This window comes from Streptomyces sp. NPDC057617 (genome assembly GCF_042800555.1).
In the GTDB taxonomy this organism is placed as follows: Bacteria; Actinomycetota; Actinomycetes; order Streptomycetales; family Streptomycetaceae; genus Streptomyces.
The window spans coordinates 76317-91751 of record NZ_JBHVGV010000011.1 but is presented as its reverse complement, the minus strand read 5'-3'; the positions used below and the strand labels follow the sequence as shown (position 1 = coordinate 91751).

At 71.5% G+C, this 15435-nt stretch carries 12 protein-coding genes; 6 read left to right on the top strand and 6 right to left on the bottom strand.

Features of this window, described 5'->3' with window-relative positions:
* Positions 1-405: 405 nt before the first annotated feature.
* On the top strand, positions 406-1413 hold the full coding sequence (locus ACFU9P_RS25805; RefSeq protein ID WP_384084975.1) for a DUF3027 domain-containing protein: 1008 nt from the start codon (positions 406-408) through the stop codon (positions 1411-1413).
* A 168-nt stretch (positions 1414-1581) separates the two neighbouring features.
* On the opposite strand, the gene ACFU9P_RS25800 is transcribed toward ACFU9P_RS25805, so the two are convergent.
* Entirely contained in the window at positions 1582-1992 is a 411-nt protein-coding gene (locus tag ACFU9P_RS25800; RefSeq protein ID WP_384084972.1) for a hypothetical protein, read from the bottom strand.
* 460 nt (positions 1993-2452) lie between these two features.
* Between ACFU9P_RS25800 and ACFU9P_RS25795 the strand changes: the two genes are divergently transcribed.
* Both ACFU9P_RS25795 and ACFU9P_RS25790 read left to right on the top strand, forming a co-directional pair.
* On the top strand, positions 2453-5686 hold the full coding sequence (locus ACFU9P_RS25795) for a sacsin N-terminal ATP-binding-like domain-containing protein (protein ID WP_384084969.1): 3234 nt from the start codon (positions 2453-2455) through the stop codon (positions 5684-5686).
* Between the two features lie 255 nt (positions 5687-5941).
* Entirely contained in the window at positions 5942-6814 is an 873-nt protein-coding gene (locus tag ACFU9P_RS25790) for a DUF5707 domain-containing protein (RefSeq protein ID WP_384084966.1), read from the top strand.
* Positions 6815-6924: 110 nt separating this feature from the next.
* Here ACFU9P_RS25790 and ACFU9P_RS25785 read toward each other — a convergent pair whose 3' ends face one another.
* From ACFU9P_RS25785 to ACFU9P_RS25775, 3 genes are all read right to left on the bottom strand, one after another.
* A complete protein-coding gene (locus ACFU9P_RS25785) occupies positions 6925-9435 on the bottom strand; it encodes a cation-translocating P-type ATPase (RefSeq protein WP_384084963.1) in 2511 nt (836 codons plus the stop codon).
* 227 nt (positions 9436-9662) lie between these two features.
* The gene (locus ACFU9P_RS25780; RefSeq protein ID WP_384084960.1) at positions 9663-9974 is read right to left on the bottom strand and encodes a DUF2530 domain-containing protein; all 312 of its coding nucleotides are present in this window, start codon (positions 9972-9974) and stop codon (positions 9663-9665) included.
* A 10-nt stretch (positions 9975-9984) separates the two neighbouring features.
* A complete protein-coding gene (locus ACFU9P_RS25775; protein ID WP_384084957.1) occupies positions 9985-10275 on the bottom strand; it encodes a hypothetical protein in 291 nt (96 codons plus the stop codon).
* A gap of 163 nt (positions 10276-10438) precedes the next feature.
* Between ACFU9P_RS25775 and ACFU9P_RS25770 the strand changes: the two genes are divergently transcribed.
* The 3 genes from ACFU9P_RS25770 to thpR all read left to right on the top strand — a co-directional run bounded on the left by ACFU9P_RS25770 (position 10439) and on the right by thpR (position 13046).
* Positions 10439-10894 (top strand): MarR family winged helix-turn-helix transcriptional regulator, encoded by a 456-nt coding sequence (locus ACFU9P_RS25770; protein ID WP_376381501.1) that lies wholly within the window; start codon positions 10439-10441, stop codon positions 10892-10894.
* Between the two features lie 29 nt (positions 10895-10923).
* On the top strand, positions 10924-12282 hold the full coding sequence (locus tag ACFU9P_RS25765) for an MFS transporter (protein WP_384084954.1): 1359 nt from the start codon (positions 10924-10926) through the stop codon (positions 12280-12282).
* A gap of 113 nt (positions 12283-12395) precedes the next feature.
* Complete coding sequence (gene thpR / locus ACFU9P_RS25760; RefSeq protein WP_384084951.1) at positions 12396-13046, top strand: RNA 2',3'-cyclic phosphodiesterase; 651 nt, start codon at positions 12396-12398, stop codon at positions 13044-13046.
* A gap of 162 nt (positions 13047-13208) precedes the next feature.
* Here the strand turns inward: thpR and ACFU9P_RS25755 are convergent, their stop codons facing one another.
* Together ACFU9P_RS25755 and pip are read right to left on the bottom strand one after the other, a co-directional pair.
* Positions 13209-14192, bottom strand: a complete 984-nt coding sequence (locus tag ACFU9P_RS25755; protein WP_384084949.1) for an aldo/keto reductase — start codon at positions 14190-14192, stop codon at positions 13209-13211.
* Between the two features lie 123 nt (positions 14193-14315).
* The gene (gene pip, locus ACFU9P_RS25750) at positions 14316-15362 is read right to left on the bottom strand and encodes a prolyl aminopeptidase (protein ID WP_384084946.1); all 1047 of its coding nucleotides are present in this window, start codon (positions 15360-15362) and stop codon (positions 14316-14318) included.
* Positions 15363-15435: the final 73 nt, after the last annotated feature.

Here is a 15435-nt window from a genome sequence, read left to right as displayed (position 1 = left end):
GTGGGTTTTGTGGGGGGGGGGGGTGGTGGTTTGCGAGGGGGGGGGAGGGGGCGGTGGGGTGGACCTTTTGGAGTCCTGGGGGGGTCTTGGGAGGAACAGTCTGTGGGGCCCCCCGCGGCCCGTTCGCCGGGTCACGGGCTTGTTGCGGTGTTGCCCGAAGTACGGGAAAGGCGGCGTGCAGGTGGGCGGGGGGCGATGGAGGGGGTAGCGTGCGTAGCGCGCCACCGGCGGTTGTTCTCGGCCGCGCGCCTCTTCGTCATCCCGCAGAATGGAAGACGATAGGTGTGCCCGAGGCGAGGTCGGGCGCGGACGTCGATGCGGCCCTCTGGTCCGCTCCGCCCGCGGCTCGTACATCACGAATCGGCCGGCGCACCCGTGATACGGCGTAGGAGAGAAGCGAGACCTGTGAGTGCTGCGACGACGCGAAGCCGTACCCCTGACCGCCTGTGCGTCGAGGCGGTAGACCTCGCCAGGGCGGCCGCCGAGGAGGCGGCCGCGCCCGGGGTCGTCGGGGAGCATGTCTCGGCGGTGGCGGACGGCGACCGGGTCGTCACCCATTTCTTCGAGTGCAAGGAGCCGGGGTACCGGGGCTGGCGCTGGGCGGTGACCGTCGCACGGGCCTCCCGGGCCAAGGTCGTCACGCTCGATGAAACGGTGCTGCTGCCGGGGCCGGACGCCCTGCTGGCTCCGGAGTGGGTGCCCTGGAGCGAGCGGCTCAGGCCCGGCGACATGGGGCCGGGCGATCTGCTGCCCACGGAGGCGGAGGATCTGCGGCTGGAGCCCGGCTACTCGGGCGAGGACGCGCCGCCGCCGAACTCGGTGCTGGCCGCGGACGCGGTGACCCCCCAGAACCTCGCGGAACTGGTCGAGGCGGAGGACGCGGGGCCCGAGGAGGACCTGGCTCCGGAGGGCGGCGCGCCCGGTCGCGGCGCGGCCGGCGCTTCCGGTGTCGGGAGCGGTGCGGTCGAGGCCGGCGCGGTGCCGACGCGGGGCACGATCGCGTCGGTCGCGGAGGAACTGGGCATGCGCCGGGCGCGGGTGCTCTCGCGGTACGGACTGCATGTCGCGGCCGACCGCTGGGACGAGGCGTACGGCGCGAAGACGCCCATGGCGCAGGCGGCGCCCGCGCCCTGTGTCTCCTGCGGTTTCCTGCTGCCGCTGGCCGGTTCGCTGAGGCAGGCCTTCGGGGTGTGCGCGAACGAGTTCTCGCCGGCCGACGGGCATGTCGTATCGCTGGCGTACGGCTGCGGCGGGCACTCGGAGGCGGCGATCATGCCCAAGCCGCCGCGCCCGGCCCCGCCGGTACTGGACTCGATGGGCGCGGACACCTTCCCGCTGCGCCCGGCTGCGGACAGCGGCTCGGTGCCGGCGGCGGAACCAGAGGACGAGTTGGAGGACCTGGGCCACTCGTAATCCTGGCCCTGCTTCAGACGTACGGAGCCGAGGTGCACGGAGCCGCGGCGTACGGAGCTGCGGCCTACAGAGCCGCGGCGACGGAGCTGCGGTGTATTGATCCGCCCTGACGGACGGCCATCCGCCAGGGCGAAGCGTCACACACCCATGAGCGACGTTCCAGCGGAATCAGCTGCCGTATCCACCACCTCGCAGTGCCCGGTATCCGCCCGGGCAGGTGAGCGTGACGCGCTTGGGCCCGGAGAGCGGTCCGACGACGTACCGATAGCCGTTCGAGCAGTCGACATAGACGTAGTACCGGCTGCCGTCGCAGGACACGGCGAACGTGGAACCGGAGAAATACGGGTCCCAGCAGCTCAGCGAGGCCTCCTGCGGCGGCACCTCTCTGTCGGCCCCGGACGCCGCCGGGGCACTGCCGCTGGTGGTCCGCCCGGTGTTCAGATCGGCCGCCGAATACCCGGCCCCACCCGGTGCGTCCGCCCCGTCCGCCGAATAGGCCGCCGGAGCCAGTCCTCCACCGACCCCCAGCGCCAGCATCACCATCGCCAGGATCACGCCCAGAGATTTGTGAATCCTCATTTCGCTTCCTTTCCGCCCCGGTTCCCCCGGCACACCCGCGGGTCCTATGCCCGGGACGGAACGAGGATCCAGGCGCCGCGATAGCGCAATCAAGATGGGCAAGCATTACGTTCTGTAATCGCCGCGGAATTCCCGTTTCCGTGGAATCCTTGCCGCTCCTGGGCAGAGTCGTTTCCCCTCCCTTCCCGCGCGAATGACAGATTCACCCAAATGAGTGGCGAATTCTCGTCATCGCGGTTTTGCCGAGGAATAGCGGCCGCTGAATTCGGCGCATCGGTACGAAGGGAACCAGCACTGATAGCGCTCTCAGCGGTGGGGCCCCGGCCGGCGGCTGTATCCGGTCCGTATCCCCGGCGGACGGCTACCCCGCACCCCCTCGTTGGGGTGTACGCGGTACCTTCGGGCCGCACGGGGATGGTGGGCCGTAGTCGGAGCCGTCGGAGCAGAGTGGAGTCACAGCGTGAGCGTCAGGACGACCGAGGGGGCCGACCCGTTCGGGACGGCGCGGCTGCGGCGTGGGGTGCTTGACGCGTGGGGGGCCAGTCCCGCGCGGTTCCGGGAGGACGCCAACGCCGAGGAGGACCTGGCGCTCGGGGGTTACCGTGACCGGCTGGTGGTGGAGCTGGCGCAGAACGCCGCCGATGCCGCCGCGCGCGCCGGGGCGCCCGGGCGGTTCCGGCTGACGCTGCGGCCCGGGACGGCCGACGGCCCCGCCGTACTGGTCGCGGCCAACACCGGCGCCCCGCTCGACGCCGCCGGTGTCGAGTCGCTCAGCACTCTGCGCGCCTCGGCCAAGCGTGAGGGGCATGAGAGCGCGATCGGGCGGTTCGGCGTCGGCTTCGCGGCCGTGCTCGCCGTCAGCGACGAGCCCGCCGTCATCGGGCGGCACGGCGGTGTCCGCTGGTCCCTCGCCGAGGCCCGCGAGCTGGCCGGGCAGGCCGCCGAGACCAGCCCGGGACTCGGGGACGAACTGCGCCGCCGCGAAGGGCACGTACCGCTGCTGCGGCTGCCCCTGCCCGCCGAGGGCACGGCCCCCGAGGGGTACGACACGGTTGTCATCCTGCCGTTGCGCGACGGCACCGCGGCCGACCTCGTCGAGCGGCTGCTCGCCGGGATCGACGACGCCCTGCTGCTGACCCTCGCCGGGCTCAGCGAGATCGTCGTCGAGACCCCGGACGGGGAGCGGGTGCTGCGCCGCTCGCAGGACGGACCGTACGTCGACATCGAGGACAGCGGGCTCCGGGACAGCGGGCTCCGGGACAGCGGGCTCCAGGACAGCGGGCTCCAGGACGGCGGGGCCGAGGGCGGCCGGGACCAGTCCGGTGCCATCCGCAACCGCTGGCGCGTCGTCGCCCACCACGGCCCCACCGCCCCCGCGCTCCTCGAAGGGCGCCCCCTGGAAGAGCGGCTGCGCCCCCACTGGTCGGTCACCTGGGCCGTCCCCGTGGACGCCGAGGGCGCGCCCCGGCGCCCCCGTACCGCGCCCGTCGTGCACGCCCCGACCCCCACCGACGAGCCCCTCGGCGTACCCGCCCTGCTCATCGCCTCGCTGCCGCTCGACACCACGCGGCGCCACCCCGCGCCCGGACCGCTCACCGACTTCCTGGTCGAGCGGGCGGCCGACGCGTACGCCGAACTGCTCGGGGACTGGGAGCCCGTCACCACCGGCACCATCGATCTGGTGCCCGGACCGCTCGGCAAGGGCGAACTGGACGGGCGGCTGCGGGCCGCGATCCTGGAGCGGCTGCCCCGGGTCGCCTTCCTGGCCCCGGCCGCGCAAGCCGTACCCACGAGCGAGGCCCCGGGCGAAGAACAGCGCGAACTCCCCAATGCCCTCCGCCCCTTCGAGGCCGAAGTCGTCGAAGGCGCCGGTGCCGACACCGTACGCGTCCTCGCCGAAGTGCTGCCTACCCTCCTGCCCGCCGGCTTCGAGCGCCGTACCGAGCTGCGTACCCTCGGCGTCGGCCGGCTCCCGCTCGGCGAGGCCATCGAGCGGATCGCCGGTGCCGAGCGCCCGCCCGCCTGGTGGCACCGGCTGTACGAATCGCTCGCCGGCGTCGACCCCGAGCGGCTTTCCGGGCTGCCGGTGCCGCTGGCCAACGGGCGTACGGCCATCGGCCCCCGCCAGGTCCTGCTGCCGTTGCCCGACTCAGAACCCGCCACCGATCTCGCCCGGCTGGGCCTGAAGGTCGCGCACCCCGAGGCCACGCACCCCCTGCTGGAGAAGCTGGGCGCCCTGCCCGCCACGCCGCGCGCCGTACTGACGACTCCTCAGGTACGTACGGCCGTCGCCGCCTCCCTGGACGCGGGCGAGATCTGGGATGAGGACGCCGACACGCCCGACGCCGAGGAACTGGCCGAGACCGTCCTCGGTCTCGTACGGGACGCCGGTCTGGAGGCCGGCGACGAACCCTGGCTCGGCGCGCTCGCCCTGCCCGACGAGGACGGCGAACTCGCGCCCGCCGGTGAACTCGTGCTGCCGGGCAGCCCGTTCGCCGGCATCCTCCGCGAGGACGAACTCGCCTTCTGCGATGCCGAGTTGGCCGAGCGCTGGGGCGAACAGCCGCTCGCCGCCTGTGGTGTGCTGGCCGACTTCGCGCTCGTACGCGCCACCGATGTCGTCCTCGACCCGGACGAACTGGAGCCCCGCGACGGCGACTTCGCCGAGCCCGACGACGCGGGCCTGCTGGACGCGGTCGACGTCTGGTGCGAGGACGTGCTGGACCGGCTGCCCGAGACACCCGTACCGCCGGTCGCCACGGAGATCATCGCCGTACGGGACCTGGACCTGGTGGACGACGACGCGTGGCCGCGGGCGCTGGCGCTGCTGGCGCGGCCCCCGTACCGGGACGCGGTGACCCAGTCCGTACGGATCCTGCTGCCGGACGGCACGACGGAGACCGTACGGTCGTACACCGCCTGGTGGCTGCGCGACCATCCCGTACTGGACGGGCGGCGCCCGGCCGGACTGCGCGCGGCGGGCGGCGATCCGCTGCTGGCGGGGCTGTACGACTCGGTGGACGCGACCGGCTTTGACGACGCGCAGGTGCTGCGGGCGCTGGGGGTACGGACTTCCGTCGCCGCGCTGCTCGACGAGCCGGGCGGCGCGGCCGAACTGCTGGGCCGGCTCGCCGACCCGGACCGCGAGGTCACCCCGCAGCAGCTCCACGGCCTCTACACCGCCCTCGCCGACCTCGACCCGGAACAGGTGACGCTCCCGGACGAGCTGCGGGCGGTGGTGGACGGGGAGGTACGGGTGGTCGACGCGGCGGACGCGGTGGTCGCGGACGCGCCCGACCTGCTGCCGCTGACGGGCGGGCTGCCGCTGCTGCCGGTGTCCCCGACGCGCTTCGCCGAACTGGCGGAGCTGCTTCAGGTACGGCGGCTGAGCGAGGCGGTCGTGGCGGAGGTGACGACGGAGGGCGAGGAGCACACCGTCCCGGAGTCGGTCCATGTGCTGCTCGGCGCGGGTACGCCCGAGGTGTACGTCGAGCACGAGGAACTCCGCGCGGGCGGCGTCGAACTGGACTGGCGCCGCACCCCAGAGGGCGTGGTCCACGCGTCGACCCTGGAGGGCGTGGCAGCGGGGCTGGCGTGGGCGGCGGGCCAGTGGCCGCGGCGCTTCGAGGTGGCGGCGCTGCTGGAGGACCCGTCCCGGACGGAGGAGCTGGCGCGCGACCGCTGGTTCGACTAGCCCGCGCCCGGCCACGCGCCGCGCCGTGTCCTCAATCGCCGGACGGGCTGCTGTGTTGTGTCCTCAAGCGCCGGACGGGCTCAAAATCAGCCCGTCCGGCGCTTGAGGACGAACCGGCAGCCGGCCGGACCCGGCCCGTTCGTTTGATCTTCGCAAAGGCTCCGTCTTTCTCCGCGTTTGCGTACAACCATTCACCGGTTCCCCACGTCTGGCTTTCCGGGTCAACGGACCCAAAGAACCAGACTTGGGGACCATATGCGTATTCGTGCCACCGTTGCCGTCGCCTCCGGCGCCCTGGCCCTGTCCGCCCTCGCCGTACCGGCCTCGCAGGCCGCGCAGCAGGACGATCTCCGCTCGACGGTCGGACAGCTCGAAGAGGTCGTGAAGGACCACGCGGCCGGGCCCTCGGCCAAGCGCCAGGCGCTTGCCGCCAAGGCCAACACCCCCGCCGTGATCAGCAAGGCGGTGGTGAACGGCGGCAAGCCCATCGTGGTTTCCGCGACAGGGAGCAAAAAGGTTTCCCTTTCGATCACCGCTTCCGACAACTCGGGCATCGCGGCCGCCGTCGGTGTGCTCTGGACGGGCAAGAACATCGACGACCCGAACAGCAACGGATTCCTCCAGAACGAGGAACTGGCCAAGTGCAAGGCCGTGAACGCCACGACCTCGACCTGCACGGGCACCTTCACCCTCACGGCCAAGCAGCTGAGGAACATTGACGCCACGACCTGGAACGTCCTGGTCATCGCGGCGGGCAATGACGATACGGACATCACCGTGAAGGAGTCCGTCTCCAAGATCAAGGTCCAGCGTGAGTCGAAGCTGACGGTCAATGCCGCGCCGGAGCCGGTCAAGAAGGGCGGCACCATCACGGTCACGGGCAGCCTGACCCGTGCCGACTGGGACAAGAACAAGTACGCGGGTTACGGCGCCCAGTCCGTCAACCTCCAGTTCCGCAAGAAGACCAGCACCGCCTACACCAACGTCAAGGGTGTGAAGACCTCCTCCACCGGCGCGCTGAAGACCACCGTCAAGGCGTCGGTCGACGGCTACTACCGGTGGAGCTTCGCCGGTACGGCCACGACCGCCCCGGTCAACGCCACGGGCGACTTCGTGGATGTGAAGTAGGCCGCAGCGGTACGAAGGAGGGGCCCGGCGGACGACCGCCGGGCCCCTTCACCGTACCGAAGCGCCGTACCGAAGCGCCGTACCGAAGGCCCCGTACGAGCAGCTTCCCGCTACGCCGGGAATCTGCGTTCCACCCACCGCCAGCACAGCTCCAGCGCCCCCGACGCCGCCACCGCGATCCCCACCGCCGCCCACGGCATCGTCGTACCCACCAGTTTCAGCGCGAAGAAGTGCTGGAGCGCGGGCACGCCCAGGACCACCAGGAACGCCGCCCCCATCGCCGCCACCAGGCCGACGCGCCACCAGGTGTACGGGCGCGCCACGATCGCCAGGACCCACATCGCGACCAGGAAGAGCGTGAGAGTCGCGGCGCTGGTCTCCGCGTTGAGGGAGCCGGGGCCGGTGTAGTAGTGCCGGGCGACCATATACGTGACGAAGGTGGCGAGCCCTGCGATGACCCCCGAGGGGATCGAGTAACGCATCACCCGGCGTACGAAGTTGGGCCGCGCCCGCTCCTTGTTCGGGGCCAGCGCCAGGAAGAACGCCGGTACGCCGATCGTCAGCGTCGACAGCAGTGTCAGATGCCGGGGCAGGAACGGGTACTCCACCTGGAAGCACGCCACCAGGACCGCCAGCAGCACCGAATAGACCGTCTTCGCCAGGAAGAGCGTCGCGACCCGGGTGATGTTGCCGATGACGCGGCGGCCCTCCGCCACCACCGACGGCAGGGTCGAGAAGCTGTTGTTGAGGAGCACGATCTGGGCCACGGCCCGGGTCGCCTCCGAGCCCGAGCCCATCGAGACGCCGATGTCCGCGTCCTTCAGCGCCAGGACGTCGTTGACGCCGTCCCCGGTCATCGCGACCGTGTGTCCGCGTGACTGGAGCGCGCCCACCATGTCCCGCTTCTGCCGTGGGGTGACCCGCCCGAAGACCGTCGCGGACTCGACGGCCTCGGCCATCTCCTCCCGTACGGCGGGCAGGTGCCGGGCGTCGACCGTACGCTCCGCGCCCGGGAGGCCCAGCTTCCCGGCCACCGCGCCGACCGAGACGGCGTTGTCGCCGGAGATGACCTTCGCGTCGACGTCCTGCTGGGCGAAGTACGCGAGGGTGTCGGCGGCGTCCGGCCGCAGCCGCTGCTCCAGTACGACGAGTGCGGTCGCCTCGGCGCCGGCCGCCGCGTCCGGGGCGTCCAGCTTGTCGGGCGCGCCGACGGCACGGGCCAGCAGCAGGACCCGCAGGCCCTGCTCGTTGAGGCGGTCGACCCCGGCGAGAGTGGGATCGCCGGGCGGCAGCAGCACATCGGGCGCGCCGAGCAGCCATCCCGACAAGTGCCTCGTCCCGCTGACCCCGGCCCAGGACCCGGACTCCGCCTCGGCGAAGGCGGCGCCGCTGTACTTGCGCGCGGAGGAGAAGGGCAGCGCCGCCGTCACGGGCCACTCGCCGCGCTCATCTCCGTACGCGTCGACGATCGCCTGGAGGCTGGCGTTGGGACGCGGGTCGGTCGCCCCGATCGCGCCGAGCACCTTCCGTACGTACGCCTCGTCCGCACTGCCCAGGGGCCGCAGCTCACGGATGTCCATCCCGCCCTCGGTGAGCGTGCCCGTCTTGTCGAGACAGACGACATCGACGCGCGCCAGCCCCTCGATGGCGGGCAGCTCCTGGACGAGGCACTGTTTGCGGGCGAGCCGGAGGACCCCGATCGCGAAGGCCACGGAGGTCAGCAGTACCAGGCCCTCGGGGATCATCGGGACGGTACCGCCGACGGTTCTGGCGATGGTGTCCTTGACATCGGTCTGCTTGACGAAGAGCTGGCTGAGGATGAGCCCGAGGGCCGCCGGAATCATCATCCAGGTGACGTACTTGAGGATGGTGCTGACGCCGTTGCGCAGCTCGGAGTTGACGAGTGTGAAGCGGGACGCCTCCTCGGCGAGCTGCGCGGCGTACGCGTCGCGGCCGACCTTGGTGGCCCGGAACGCCCCGGTGCCGACGACCACGAAGCTGCCGGACATCACGGAGTCGCCGGGGCGCTTGAGCACCGGGTCGGCCTCGCCGGTGAGCAGCGACTCGTCGACTTCGAGGCTTTCGCCCTCGATGACCTCGCCGTCGACGACGACCTTGTCGCCGGGGCCCAGTTCGATGAGGTCCCCGAGGACGATCTGCGAGGTGGAGATCGCGGTGGCGACGCCGTCACGCCGTACGGTCGGCCTGGCCTCGCCGATCACCGCGAGTCCGTCGAGCTTTCTCTTGGAGCGCAGTTCCTGGATGACGCCGATGCCGGTGTTGGCGAGGATCACATAGCCGAAAAGGGTGTCCTGGATCGGCGCGACGAACGCCATGATCACCCAGAGCACGCCGATGACCGCGTTGAAGCGGGTGAAGACGTTGGCGCGGATGATCTCGGCCGTGGAGCGGCTGCTTCGGACGGGTACGTCGTTGACCTCGCCGCGGGCGACGTGCCGCGCGACCTCGGCGGCGGTCAGGCCGGTGTGGCGGCCGGAGGGCCGCGGAAGCTTGATGGGGTGTACGGGGTCGAGTTCGGCGCCCGCGTCGATGGTGGGGCCATGAGATCCGCGGCCGTGCGGCTCGGGGCCGTCGGTGTCGATCTTCGCCCGTTGCGTCATGGTTCCGACGGTACGGTGCCGGGACAGCGATCACCCGCCGGGGGCCCGGAGATCCGACCCTGGGACTACCCGGCACGAGAGGGAATGGTCCTGCGGCAGTACGCGAGGGCGAGTACGAGCGGGTAGGGGGGCGCGGGACGGGCGACCGGACGTGCAGGACGCGGCGGTCGGGTACGCGGGGCGCGCGCCGGAGCGGCGGCCGGGAGTGCAGGGCGCCGGGGGTTCGGTCAGGCCGCCGGGTCGTGCGGGGGCGGGCCCGCCTCGCCCTTCTCCTCCGCCTCCTTCGCCGCGGCTGCCCGCTTCAGCGCCGCGTCCCTGCCCCGTACGTACCAGATGCCGATCAGCCCGAGACCGCCGCCGGCCAGACAGGTCCAGATCCACCAGGCGTGCCCGTGGTCGCTGAACCACCCGTAGAACGGGAGCTGCACCAGGAAGAGGACGAACCAGATGATCGTGCCGCCCGTGATGGTGCCGACGACCGGCCCCTCCAGAGGCTCGGGCGCGGCGCGCCGGGGCGCTCTCGTCGAAGAACCGGTCATGGCCCTCAGTCTAGGCGGACCCCTCCGGGGGTCTGTGCGCGGCGACGGCCGCCCGCCCGCTCGCGGGGGCCAGCTCCCCGGCCCCGGACGCCCTCGCGGTCACGCCCGTCACGTCCGTCGCACCCGTCGCGTAGAACCGCTCCGTCTCCTCCACCGCCGCCATGAACCGTTCGTCGAAGTCGTCGCGGACGAGTGTGCCGACCACATAGTCCTGGACGCTCATTCCGCGTCTGGCGGCCCGCCGCCTGAGGCGGTCGAGCAGCTCACCGTCTATCCGCAGGCTGAGCACTGTCGATCCCATACGGACCAGCGTCGGGCGCGCCCGCGCCCGGTCGTGTCACTTTCCGGAGCAGGCTCACTCGTATGAGTGATGTGTGGGGATTCGCGGGCCGGTTCGTGGATCCCTGGGGCGCGTGGAGCGACCGACTGGTATTTAGGTAGGGTAATGAGTTACGCTAACAAACATGCCTGACCTGTCCCACGGTGACGACGGTGACAAGAACGAGAACGACGCCGCCGTGAACGCCCTGCGCTCCGCCGTCATGCGGCTGGGTCGGCGACTCAAGCATCAGCGGGTGGACGAGTCGCTCAGTCCGACCGAGATGTCGGTGCTGGGCACGCTCGCCCGCTGCGGCTCCGCCACGCCGGGCGAGCTGGCCCGCAAGGAGCATGTCCAGCCGCCCTCGATGACCCGCATCGTGGCGCTGCTGGAGGCGAAGGGGCTGGTCAGACTGGAGCCGCATCCCGACGACCGTCGGCAGAAGGTGGTCAGCCAGACCGAGGAGGCCGAGGCGATGCTCGAAGAGAGCCGCCGCAGGCGCAATGTCTGGCTGGCGTCCCTCGCCGAGGGCCTGGACGAGGACGAGTGGGCGAAGCTGCGCGCTGCCGCCCCCGTACTGGAGAAGCTCGCCCACCTGTGATCCGCGCGCCGTAAGGAGGCGAACCCACTTTGAGTACGGGACCCGGAGCAGAATCCGCCCCCGCACCGATACCCACCCACGACAGCACGGCCCGGGACCCCCGGGCGACCGGCGGCGGGACGTTCTCGTCGCTGAAGATCCGCAACTACCGCTTGTTCGCGACGGGTGCCGTCGTCTCCAACACCGGTACGTGGATGTCCCGGGTGACCCAGGACTGGCTGGTCCTCAGCCTCACGGGTTCCTCGGCCGCCGTCGGTATCACGACGGCCCTCCAGTTTCTGCCCATGCTGCTCTTCGGTCTGTACGGCGGGGTCGTCGCCGACCGCTACCCGAAGCGGCTGCTGCTGCTCTTCACCCAGGCCGCGATGGGGCTGCTGGGTGTTTCGCTGGCGGTCCTGACCCTGTCCGGGCAGGTGCATGTCTGGCATGTGTATCTGATCGCGTTCCTGCTCGGAATGGTGACGGTCGTCGACAATCCGGCCCGGCAGTCGTTCGTCTCCGAGATGGTCGGGCCGGACCAGCTCCGCAACGCGGTCAGCCTGAACTCCGCGAACTTCCAGTCCGCGCGGCTGATCGGGCCCGCGGTGGCGGGCGCGCTGATCACGACGGTCGGCAGCGGCTGGGCCTTCATGCTGAATGGCCTGTCGTTCCTGGCCCCGCTGGCCGGCCTGCTGCTGATGAGACCGCAGGAACTACACAAGACCGACCTCGTCCCGCGCGGAAAGGGGCAGCTCAGAGAGGGGCTGCGCTATGTGCGCGGACGCCCGGAGCTGATCTGGCCGATCGTCCTCATCGGCTTCGTCGGCACGTTCGGCTTCAACTTCCCGATCTGGCTGACGGCCTTCGCGCATGAGATCTTCGACGGCGGCGCCGGGATGTACGCCTTCTTCAACATCCTGCTGGCGGCCGGCTCCCTGGCCGGCGCCCTGCTCGCCGCCCGCCGCCGCTCCACCAAGGTGCGGCTGATGCTTCTCGCGGCGATGGGCTTCGGGCTGCTGGAGATCGCGGTGTCCGTGTCGCCGACGGTCTGGCTGTTCTCGCTGCTGCTCGTACCGATCGGCATGATCGGCATGACGACCAACATAAGCGCCAATACGAGTGTCCAGATGGCCTCGGACCCGGAGATGCGGGGCCGGGTGATGAGCCTCTACATGATGGTCTTCGTCGGCGGCACCCCGGTCGGCGGCCCGCTCCTCGGCTGGATCACCGACACGTACGGCGCGCGCATCGGCTTCGCGACGGGCGGTGCGGTCTCACTGCTGGCGGCGGCGACGATCGCGGTGGTCCTGACCAGGGTGGCGGGGGTCCGCATCAAAATAGCCCTCCACGCGGGCCGCCCCCGAGTGGAACTCATAACGAAGGACCGGGAGCTGGCACCGGTGGCGTAGACGGTCATCGTGGCGCTCCTCCCCGCCGCCGCGGGGTGCGGCAGCACCCGGTACAACGATACGCACGGTAATCGGGTTACGTACGGACTCGTGCCGTGGGAAGACTTGTGCGTATGAGACTTTTCACCGCCGTGCTGCCGCCCGCTGAGGCGGCCCAGGAGCTGGCGCGGGCGCTGGGGCGGGTCAGGGGGATGGCCGGGGGTGACGCGTTGCGGTGGGCCGGGCGGGACGGGTGGCACTTCACGCTCGCGTTCATGGGGGAGGTCGAGGACCGGGTGCTGCCCGAGCTGACCGTACGGCTGGAGCGCGCCGCGCGCAGGACCGAGCCGTTTCCGCTGCGGCTGCACGGCGGCGGGCAGTTCGGCGGGCAGGTGCTCTGGGCCGGGGCCGCCGGGGGCATCGACGCGCTGCACCTCCTCGCCGAGCGCGCCGAGGCCGCCGCCCACCGGGCCGGGGTGCCGATGGACCGGCACCGCCGCTACCGGCCGCATCTGACCGTCGCCCGCAGCCGTACGCCCATGGACCTGGGGCCGTACGTCGAAGCCCTCAGCGGCACCGAAGGCACCGGCGGCTTCGAGGGCACCCCCTGGGACGTCACCGAGCTGGCGCTCGTACAGAGCAGTCTGCCGGTGAGCGGGGTGCCCGGCGAGCAGCCGCGGTACGAGACGGTCGCCCGCTACCCGCTCGGCCGGGCGGCGGCGGCCGGCGCGGCCCGCACCGGCAACCGCGACCCGGGCGAGAAGCGCGCCGCGCCCGGCCGTTAACCTCGACACGTGGACCCCAAGACCCGAAACCAGATCATGGCCGGCGTGCTGGTGCTGATGTTCGCGATCATCGCCGTGGCGGCCGCGGTCGGCTAGTCACGCAGTCACCTAGTCACGCAGTGGCGCGACAACCCGCCCCGGCCGCCCGTCCCGTACCGCCTGCTACCAGGCGAACGCCTCCGGCGAAGGCCCAGGACCCGGGAAGATCTCGTCGAGCGAGGACAGGACCTCGTCCGACAGCTCCAGCTCCACCGCGCGCAGGGCGGATTCGAGCTGCTCGGCCGTGCGCGGGCCGACGATCGGGCCCGTCACTCCCGGCCGGGTCAGCAGCCAGGCCAGCGCCGCATCGCCCGGGTCGATGGCGTGCTTGTCCAGGAGGTCCTCGTACGACTGGATCTGCGTCCGGATCGCCGAGTCGGTGAGCCGGCGGGTCGTGCGGCTGCCGGCGCTGCCCTCGCGCTCCTTGCGCAGCGCGCCGCCCAGCAGACCGCTCTGGAGCGGCGACCACGGGATGACCCCGAGGCCGTACTCCTGCGCGGCCGGGATGACCTCCATCTCGGCGCGGCGCTCGGCCAGGTTGTACAGGCACTGCTCGCTGACCAGGCCGTACGAGCCCAGCCTGCGGGCCGTCTCATTGGTCTGCGCGATCTTCCAGCCCGGGAAGTTGGACGACCCCGCGTAAAGGATCTTGCCCTGCTGGATCAGGGTGTCGATGGCCTGCCAGATCTCCTCGACCGGGGTGGCACGGTCGATGTGGTGGAACTGGTACAGATCGATGTGGTCGGTCTGGAGCCGCTTCAGGCTCGCGTCGACCGCACGGCGGATGTTGAAGGCCGAGAGCTTGTCGTGGTTGGGCCAGGCGTCGCCGTCCGCGGCCATGTTCCCGTAGACCTTCGTGGCGAGGACGACCTTGTCCCGGCGGTCGCCGCCCTTGGCGAACCAGGTGCCGAGGATCTCCTCCGTACGGCCCTTGTTCTCGCCCCAGCCGTAGACATTGGCGGTGTCGAAGAAATTGATGCCCGCGTCGAGCGCGGCGTCCATGATGGTGTGGCTGTCGGCCTCATTGGTGAGAGGACCGAAGTTCATCGTCCCGAGGACGAGTCGGCTGACCTTGAGTCCGGTGCGTCCGAGCTGCGTGTACTTCATGACTCCACAGCCAACGCGTTCGAGCGCACTCAAGGCAAGCCCGGATCCGCCCTGTGGCCGATTCGGCCGCCGCAGGCCCGTGGCCGCTCGCCCTGGTCGCGCTCTCAGGCCCGGGCCCCCGGCTCAGCGCGCGAACGCGTCCAGCGCCGCCCGTACTTCACCGCGCCCGGCGTCGCTCCCCATGTGCCCCGCGTCCTCGACCACCACCAGCCGCGCGTCCGGCCAGGCCTTCGCCAGCTCCCATGCCGTGCCGAGCGGCCCGGCCAGATCGAACCGGCCGTGCACCAGCACCCCCGGGATCCCCGCCAGCCGCCCCGCCTCCCGCAGCAGCACGCCCTCCTCCAGCCAGGCGCCGTGCGCGAAGTAGCGCGCGCAGATGCGGACGAGGGCCAGCCGGTCGGCCGGGGGCCTGCCGGTGTACGGGGCGGGCGAGCCGTTCGGCTCCTGGGACAGTACGGCGTCCTCCCAGGCGCACCAGTCGGCCGTCGCCCGTTCCCGTACGGCCGGATCCGGGCTCTCCGTCAGCCGGGCGTAGGCCGCGACGAGATCGCCGCCGGATGCGACGAGATCGCCGTCGCGCTCGCTCTCCGGGAGGCCCGCGCCCGCCTGAAAGCGCTCCCAGGCCTCGGGGAAGATCCGCCCGGCGCCCTTGTACAGCCAGTCGATCTCGGAGCGCCGGGTCGTCGTCACCCCCGCGATGACGATCTCCGAGACCCGCTCCGGATGCCGCTCGGCGTACGCCAGGATCAGCGTCGAGCCCCAGGACCCGCCGTACAACAGCCAGCGCTCGATGCCGAGTTGGACCCGCAGCCGCTCCATGTCGGCTATCAGATGGTCGGTGGTGTTGTGGCGCATGTCGGTGGCGGGGTCGCTCGCGTGCGGGGTGCTGCGGCCGCAGTTGCGCTGGTCGAAGAGGACGACGCGGTAGCGCTCGGGGTCGAAGAACCGCCTGCTGTACGGGGAACGGCCCGAGCCGGGGCCGCCGTGCACGACCAGCGCGGGCTTGCCGCCGGGACTGCCGCACACCTCCCAGTGGACGAGATTGCCGTCGCCGACATCGAGCATGCCCTGCTCGTACGGTTCGACGGGCGGGTAGAGCGGCAGCGGCTCGGCGCTGGGCCGGTGATCGGCGGGCGGCTGCTGGGCGGGCGGGGCCTGGGCCTCATCCATGGGGAGCGCTCTCCTCGTACGCGGCGCGGATCTGCGGAGCCGGTACGGCCCCCCGCACCGTACCGGCTCCGCC

Bases quoted from the DNA above. Each gene is read 5' to 3' on its own strand.
- ACFU9P_RS25800 (WP_384084972.1), bottom strand. From the start codon at position 1,992: ATGAGGATTCACAAATCTCTGGGCGTGATCCTGGCGATGGTGATGCTG.
- ACFU9P_RS25790 (WP_384084966.1), top strand. From the start codon at position 5,942: ATGCGTATTCGTGCCACCGTTGCCGTCGCCTCCGGCGCCCTGGCCCTG.
- ACFU9P_RS25785 (WP_384084963.1), bottom strand. From the start codon at position 9,435: ATGACGCAACGGGCGAAGATCGACACCGACGGCCCCGAGCCGCACGGC.
- ACFU9P_RS25780 (WP_384084960.1), bottom strand. From the start codon at position 9,974: ATGACCGGTTCTTCGACGAGAGCGCCCCGGCGCGCCGCGCCCGAGCCT.
- ACFU9P_RS25775 (WP_384084957.1), bottom strand. From the start codon at position 10,275: ATGGGATCGACAGTGCTCAGCCTGCGGATAGACGGTGAGCTGCTCGAC.
- ACFU9P_RS25770 (WP_376381501.1), top strand. From the start codon at position 10,439: ATGCCTGACCTGTCCCACGGTGACGACGGTGACAAGAACGAGAACGAC.
- thpR (WP_384084951.1), top strand. From the start codon at position 12,396: ATGAGACTTTTCACCGCCGTGCTGCCGCCCGCTGAGGCGGCCCAGGAG.
- ACFU9P_RS25755 (WP_384084949.1), bottom strand. From the start codon at position 14,192: ATGAAGTACACGCAGCTCGGACGCACCGGACTCAAGGTCAGCCGACTC.
- pip (WP_384084946.1), bottom strand. From the start codon at position 15,362: ATGGATGAGGCCCAGGCCCCGCCCGCCCAGCAGCCGCCCGCCGATCAC.